Below are 6,844 nucleotides of genomic sequence, written 5' to 3' on the forward strand. Positions count from 1 at the left end.
CGGAAAGGCGGCGATCATGGACTGCCTAAGCCCAGAAGGCTCCGTATATCAGGCCGGTACGCTAAGCGGCAATCCCGTAGCTATGGCCGCCGGCATCGCAAGCCTGAGTAAAATTTTCGCAGATCATTATCTTTATGACCGCTTAAATAAGCTAGCCGTACTGTTTGCTCACGGGCTAAAAAGCGTCGCCACGAAGCACGGCATTGCTCTGCAAACGACGGTGCGAGGCTCGATGTTTGGCTTTTTCTTTACCGCAAGCGAGGTTAAAAACTACGACGATGCGTTAAAAAGCGATACCAAGCTTTACGCCAAATTTCACGCAAAAATGCTTAAAAAAGGCGTCTATCTAGCGCCTAGCCAGTTTGAGACGGGCTTTATCTGCGACGCGATGAGCGAAGAGGATATCAAATTTGCCATTAAAGCCGCGGACGAGAGCTTTGCGGAGATAGTCGCGCAAGACGCGAGCGAGAACGAGGAGATGCGCGAGGTAAAAGCAAGGATCGCCGATCTAGAAGAGCGTCTAAAAGAGGCCAGAAAAGAGCGCGAAGCGATACAAGAACGCATGAAAAACAGCTGGGGATTTGCCTAATGGCGAAGATAAATTTAGGCGACGTCGTAAAAGGCGCTGAGCAGCTAAGTCTGGGCATTTCTATCGTCGTGGCGCTTGCTATCGGGGCCGGGTTTGGCTACTGGATGATGAAGGAAACCGGCTGGACGTGGACGCTGTTTGCGGGTATCGCAGTCGGTATCGCCGCAGCCGGCCTAAACATCAAAAAGGCCTACGACGCGCAGATAAAAAGCCTCGATGAACTAAAAGACAAAGGTAAATTTAAACCCGCGAAAGACGATGACGAGGACGATGAGTGAATTTTAAGCTCATTGCCGTTTACGGCGCGTTTGAGGCTTTGCTTTTGCTGGGCTCGGCGGTGTTTGGCCGCGCGTGGTTTTACAGCTCGCAGGTCGCGTTTGCGGGCTCGCTTTTGGTGCTGGCCGCGACCTTTAGAGCCTACAAAAAACGCGTAGAAAACGGCGTGCGAGGCTACGACGCCTCCGCAGAGGACGACATAGACGAATGGGGCGAAAATCACGAGGAGTTTCCGGATTGTCCTGCGGAAGCTAAATTTGACGAGCATGACCCGCGCCGCGAAAATGTTAGGCGTCTAGATGAGTTAAATTTAAACGACGAAAACGAGCGGGCTAAATTTGACGAGCAAAATTTAAACGACGCAAGCCAAATCGGTCGGTCAAATTCAAGCCGGGCAAACGAGACAAATTTAAACGAATCAAATCAAAACAGCGAAACTAAGCCCTCAAAAAAGCAAAATTTCGCGCAAAATTTAAAGCAAAATTCGCCCAACTACTTCACCGCTTTCGTGCCTTTTCGGCTGATTGCGTATGCGGTTTTGGTCGTCGGATTTTTGGCGTTAAAAAGGCACGACAACCTCGATGTAGCCGCGTTTTTGATCGCGCTTGCGGCGATGCCTGCGGGCGCTTTGATATATGGAGTAAAAAGCAATGAGAAATAGCTCGATAATAACGATCAGATCGATGTTTGCACTATTTGTGGGGATGGCGTTTTTGTTTGTAGGAAACGGCCTCATCATCAGCTCGGCCGGCGTCGAGCTAAAAAAAATGGGCGCGGGCGAGCTGGAGACGGGATTTGTTATCGCGGTATTTTTCGTTGGAGCTATGGCGGCTACGATATTTTCGCACAAAATCGTCTCAAAAGTCGGTCATATCAGGAGCTTTGGGATATTCGCGTCGCTTTTTGGTATCGCGGCGATGTTTCACGATCTTAGTCAAAATCTCTATTTTTGGGCGTTTTTGCGCGGATGTTTGGGATTTTGCTACTACTCGATCTTGATGATAATCGAAAGCTGGCTAAACGCGCGCGCTAGAAACGAGGTTCGCTCGCGAGTACTGGCATTTTACGAGATCACGTTTTACGTATGTTTTGGGCTGGGTATCCTCGTGCTATCGCTAAATTTATCCACTTCTCACGTGCTTTTGCTTAGCGCGGCGCTTATTTTGTTTTCGAGTATTCCGTTAAATTTGATACGCATCAAAGAGCCGCCGATCCCCGAAAAAAAGAGCGTCTCGATCCCGAGGGTCTTTACGCTCGTGCCTTTGGCGCTCATCACCAGCATCGTCGCGGGTATCCTTACAAACGGCTTTTTTACTATGGGCAGCGTTTATGTTTTGCTGCAAGGATACGGCGCGGCCGAGGTTTCGTTTTTTATGACGATAGCGATGGCGGGCGGCTTTATCGCACACTCTTTTATCGGTAGCGTCTCGGATAAATTCGGCCGCCGTCCAGCGATAATGGTCTGCTCGGCCGTCTCGCTGTGTGCTGCTATTTGCTTTTTGGCGCTTAAACCATCTATCTACGCGCAGTACGTTTTGTCGTTTTTTCTAGGCTCGGGCGCTTTTTGCCTCTATGCGCTGTCGCTTGCTCGCGCCAACGACGTTTTAAAACATAAAAATCAAGGCATCGAAGTAGGGCGCGCGGTGCTTTTTAGCTACTCTTTCGGTTCGCTTCTTTCGTCCGTGATAATGGGCGCTAGTATGCAAATTTGGGGATTTGAGGGCTTTATGTGGGTTTACGTGGCGCTGCTTGCGTTTCTCATCGCGTTTTGCTTCACGCAAAAGACCGTTCCGCTTGAAAGCAGAAGCGACTTTGAGCATAGTCCGGGCACGATGGCAAATAGCTAATGAAAATCTCAAATTTGACGATATAGCCGTATGGAATCAGTAAGTAACTCAGTAAGTTCGCAAATCGCGACCCAGGCCGCAGTCAGTGGCGCTCTGCCTAAAACGGGCGGCCCCGGTGGCCCAAGCGCCGGACAGACGGGCCAGGCTGGCGAAACCAAAAATCTTTTTAAAAATCAGCCCGCGCCCTCGCAAAATTTAGACTCCGAAGCCGCGGATAACGCCGTAAAGGATTTAGACAAGCTCGTAAATAAGCTTTTAGACGAGCTAAAATCAAGCCCGACTCAGGCCAAAGAGCTGGCCGCGCAGGCTAAAAATCTCCAGCTCTCGCCAAATCTCGCAAAAGATATGAAAAGCCTCGTCGCGCTTGCCGAAAACGAGCCCGACCTAAAGGAATTCGCGCTTAAACTAAAGGAGTTTTTAAAACCCGTCGCCGATCTAAAAAACGCGCCGCTAAACGAGCAGATAAAAAACTCGGGCATCATGTTGGAGGCAAATTTAAAAGACGCGGTAAGCAATAAATTTAACCTGCCTATCGCGATAAATAAGCTATTCGGCGATATAAAAAATCTCTCAAATCAGCAGCTTTTGGAGCAAATTTCAGCCTTAGCTAAGGATGACAGCCTAAGCACGAACGAGAGCTTTACTAGGCTTGATCAAATTTTACAAAACGCTAAAACCGTAGCCAAGGATACGCTAGCGAACTCGCCTTTTAAGCAGCTTTTTGAAATCGCTGACAAGCTCGAAAACGCGGCTAAATTTATGGATAAGCAAGCAAACGCCATGAGCGGCAGCGGGCTAAGCCTAAACGAAAAAACGCTAAATGCCGAGCTAAATAAAATCTCGCAGCTGCTGGCAAATGCTGGCGAAAAAATGCAAAATTTAAACAGCGAAAAGCTAAGTCAAAACAGGGGCTTTGCTTTAAATTTCGCCGAGCTAAAAAACGCGGTAAAAGAGCTAACGGACGAGCTTAGCGCGCTTGCGGCCTCGCAGGATAAATTTAACGACTTCGCGCAAAAAATCGTCCGAGAAGGCGCAGAGGGAAACGAGGGTGCGACGCTGCAAGATAAGCTGCAAAATGCGGCTAGAAAGCTAAATTTCGCCCTGCAAATCGCCGATAAAGCGGGCTTTGAAGCAAAAAACAACTTAGATGAAGTCGGCAAGCTAATTAAGCAACAAAACATCGCTCGCGCCGAGCTTGGCGCCGTAACGCCAAAAAGCGCCGAAGAGACGGCAAAGGTGTTACAAAACGACGTTAAAAGCGCGCTTTTAAACATGCAGTCAAAGTCCCCGGACGCTAGCCCCGTAAAAGACGCCGCCTCAAAGCTGCTAGCCCAAATCGAGATGCACCAGCTAGCCTCCGCGGTCGCAGGCGGCGTACAGACCTATCTACCATACGTCTGGGAGGGCGTAGAGGGCGGAAATATCAGGTTTAAGCAAGGCAAAAAGCAAAAACACTACGCGCAAATCGATCTAAATTTTCAAAATTTCGGGCAAATCAATATCATGGTGGCGCTTAGCGAAAACAAATACATCGACCTTGCGATCGCGACGCAAAAAGAGGAGTTTAAGGAGCTAATTTTAAGCGGCGCGAAGGAGTTAAAAAGGGCTATCGGCGAGCAGGGCTTGATAGTGTCGAATTTTAGCCTAAAAACCATGCCAAAGCTACGTCTTAGCGGCGTTTACGGCGGCCTGGATAAGCTTGATATGGGCTTTGATAAAAAGGCGTAAATTTGGCAAAAGTGCAAAAAACTAAAAAAGCTGTGGCTCTTGGCTACAACCGCCAAAAAGATAATGCTCCAAAGGTGCTAGCTACGGGTTCGGGCGAAGTGGCGAAAAACATCATAAATCTAGCCAAATCTCACGATATCCCGATCAAAGAGGACGCCGATCTGGTCGAGGTTTTAAGCAAGGTCGATCTAAACGAGGAAGTCCCGCCAAATCTCTATAAAGCGGTCGCGGAAATCTTTAGCTTTTTGTATCAAATGACGAATAAAAAATAGGGCGTCTACGTCAAAATAGAAGCGATAGTAGGCTGCTTGCAAGCGTAAATTTGAGCGCGAACTAGGAAATTTAAATGAAAAAAACGGTTGGATAACGCTTTTTTGGTTTGCCTTAGATTGTTTTGCTTTGGGTTTTGGTTTTTGCCAGCAGTAAAGCATACTGATAAAAATATTCTTACTTTGAAAAGTACAAAACCGGCGGCTATCAAGTAAGATTTAACTACTCTTTTGCTGTTGTGGAAAATGCCGAATTCTTATCTAAATTTTAATACACCGTTTTAACTATCATAAAATTATCTGCATTATTTTATGTATTTTACTTTATGGTTAAAATTCATGCAGATAAATATACAGTATTTGTGAGATTAACTTAAAAACGGAACAAATTTGAAACAAAACTATTCTTAATCAGTGTCTTTTCTGCCGGCCTAATGTGTTTAAAGTTTTTTTAAGCAACTTAAACTAAATAAGATTATCCAGGTAGAACTAAATAGAACGAGATTTATTTCTACAGATAGTTGCCGCAGCTGCAAGCCGCGATCTACTACGCCAGAGAGGAGCTTGATAGCGTGCGGATACTGTGCGCACCGTGCTCGACGGGCGATGAGGCGTACTCGCTAGGTATGCTCGCGCACTCAAATTTGCTTGACGTAAACCGCGTTAGCATCGTGGGTATCGACATAAACTCCGATGCTATCGATAGCTGTAAAAAGGGCGTTTATAGCGAGCGTTCATTACACCGCTTAAACGACAATCAAAAAAATATCTACTTCACAAAATGCGACGGCAAGTACGAAATCAAGCGCGAGATGCTGCCTAGATGCGAGTTTGGCGTGGCAAATACCTTTGACGACGCGATTTTTAAGCTCGGCAAATTCGACATCATTTTCTCGCGAAATATGATGATTTATTTTAACGAGGAATTTAAGCTAAAAACGGTCGAGCGCTTTCATAAAATTTTGAGCGATCACGGCAGGCTCTACGTAGGACACGCCGATCTGGTGCCTTTTACGACGCTTTATAAAAAGCATATTTCAAACGGAACGACTTATTACGCTAAGGCCTGAGCTGGGTAAATTTGAGGTCAAATTCGGCTCAAATTTGCTTAAATTTGACGTAAACGGACGGCTACGTTTTTGACGCGGACGGTAAATTTATGCGTTTAAATTTGTCTTGCTAAACCCGCGCCGCAGAGCAAATTTACACTAGCTCGTCTTTGTAAATTTTACGCACGAATATCCAGTAAATTGCTCCGGCAAAAAAGATACAGCCTATTAGCGCCGTGATCAGCCAGAGGCTAAGCCCTAGCTCAAAAAGAAGTCCTATGCCGCTAGAAATCACCGCCGCGACGCCTAGATAAACCATATCGTTATAGGCTATGATACGGCCGTAAAACGCCGGATCGCACTTTTGCTGGATGAGCGTGTAGGTGTAGCTCCAAAGCGTCGAGGTGAAAAATCCCGCGCAAAAAATCCCGATAAATCCGATATAGAAGTTAAACTGTAGCGTGCTCCACGCGATGACGCCAAGCCCGTGGCCGACGTAGATATAGACTAGGTTGGAGTTTGAGACGAATTTGCTAAGCACGAGCGGACCGACGATAAGGGCGACGGCGCGGCAGGCGTTTATGTAGCCGATGATGAGCGACGCTGAGAGCAGGCCAGCATACGGATAGTCGGCTAGCAGAGCCACGAGCGCGTCGTAGCTAGTCACGCCTACAACGGCGTGCAGCATGATGAGGTGCGCTATGAGCGGATTTTGTTTTACGTATTTTAGGCCGTTTTTTAGCATCTCGCGGACTCTTTCGCCGCCTTTTTTGGCTCGCACGGCGATATCGGTTTCAAGCAGGACGATGAGCGCCACGCCGTAAAGAGCGCAGTCTAGCAAAAAGGCGCTTTTGATCCCGAAAAAATGGATATAAATTCCAGCTAGCCCCATGCCCGCAGTGTATGAAAACGCCCAGATGAGCGAGTGGATCTCGTTTGCGGTTTTTAGGTCGTCTTTGTTTAAAATTTTAGGGAAAAGGCTCATCTCGACCTGAAAATACGTTCCGCCGGCCCCGACTCTGATAAATATTATCACGAATAGCAGCCACATCAAGGAGAGTTTGTCTATAAAAACGAGCATAAAAA

Annotated in this window: 8 protein-coding genes; 7 read left to right on the forward strand and 1 reads right to left on the reverse strand. The window is 47.2% G+C overall.

Annotated features, from left to right (window positions below; all coding sequences use genetic code 11):
- The 7 genes from Q0200_RS11480 to Q0200_RS11510 all read left to right on the forward strand — a co-directional run.
- Positions 1-589: aminotransferase class III-fold pyridoxal phosphate-dependent enzyme (locus Q0200_RS11480; RefSeq protein ID WP_297941244.1), on the forward strand; the 589-nt coding region annotated here is incomplete at its 5' end.
- Positions 589-867 carry an AtpZ/AtpI family protein gene (locus Q0200_RS11485; protein ID WP_297941245.1) on the forward strand — a complete coding sequence of 93 codons (279 nt, stop codon included), beginning with the start codon at positions 589-591 and terminating at the stop codon, positions 865-867. The genes Q0200_RS11480 and Q0200_RS11485, both read left to right, overlap by 1 nt.
- Positions 864-1,526 carry a potassium transporter TrkA gene (locus Q0200_RS11490; RefSeq protein ID WP_297941246.1) on the forward strand — a complete coding sequence of 221 codons (663 nt, stop codon included), beginning with the start codon at positions 864-866 and terminating at the stop codon, positions 1,524-1,526. The genes Q0200_RS11485 and Q0200_RS11490 overlap by 4 nt, the downstream gene beginning before the upstream one ends.
- Positions 1,516-2,712, forward strand: a complete 1,197-nt coding sequence (locus tag Q0200_RS11495) for an MFS transporter (protein ID WP_297941247.1) — start codon at positions 1,516-1,518, stop codon at positions 2,710-2,712. The genes Q0200_RS11490 and Q0200_RS11495 overlap by 11 nt, the downstream gene beginning before the upstream one ends.
- A 30-nt stretch (positions 2,713-2,742) precedes the next feature.
- The gene (locus Q0200_RS11500; protein ID WP_297941248.1) at positions 2,743-4,440 is read left to right on the forward strand and encodes a flagellar hook-length control protein FliK; all 1,698 of its coding nucleotides are present in this window, start codon (positions 2,743-2,745) and stop codon (positions 4,438-4,440) included.
- Positions 4,441-4,442: 2 nt separating this feature from the next.
- The gene (locus Q0200_RS11505) at positions 4,443-4,712 is read left to right on the forward strand and encodes a FlhB-like flagellar biosynthesis protein (RefSeq protein WP_002953476.1); all 270 of its coding nucleotides are present in this window, start codon (positions 4,443-4,445) and stop codon (positions 4,710-4,712) included.
- A 518-nt stretch (positions 4,713-5,230) separates the two neighbouring features.
- Complete coding sequence (locus tag Q0200_RS11510; RefSeq protein ID WP_297941249.1) at positions 5,231-5,779, forward strand: CheR family methyltransferase; 549 nt, start codon at positions 5,231-5,233, stop codon at positions 5,777-5,779.
- A gap of 133 nt (positions 5,780-5,912) precedes the next feature.
- Here the strand turns inward: Q0200_RS11510 and Q0200_RS11515 are convergent.
- Positions 5,913-6,844 (reverse strand): MFS transporter (locus Q0200_RS11515; protein WP_297941250.1); only part of this gene is annotated, 932 nt, incomplete at its 5' end.

This window comes from uncultured Campylobacter sp. (assembly GCF_938045225.1).
GTDB lineage: Bacteria > Campylobacterota > Campylobacteria > Campylobacterales > Campylobacteraceae > Campylobacter_A.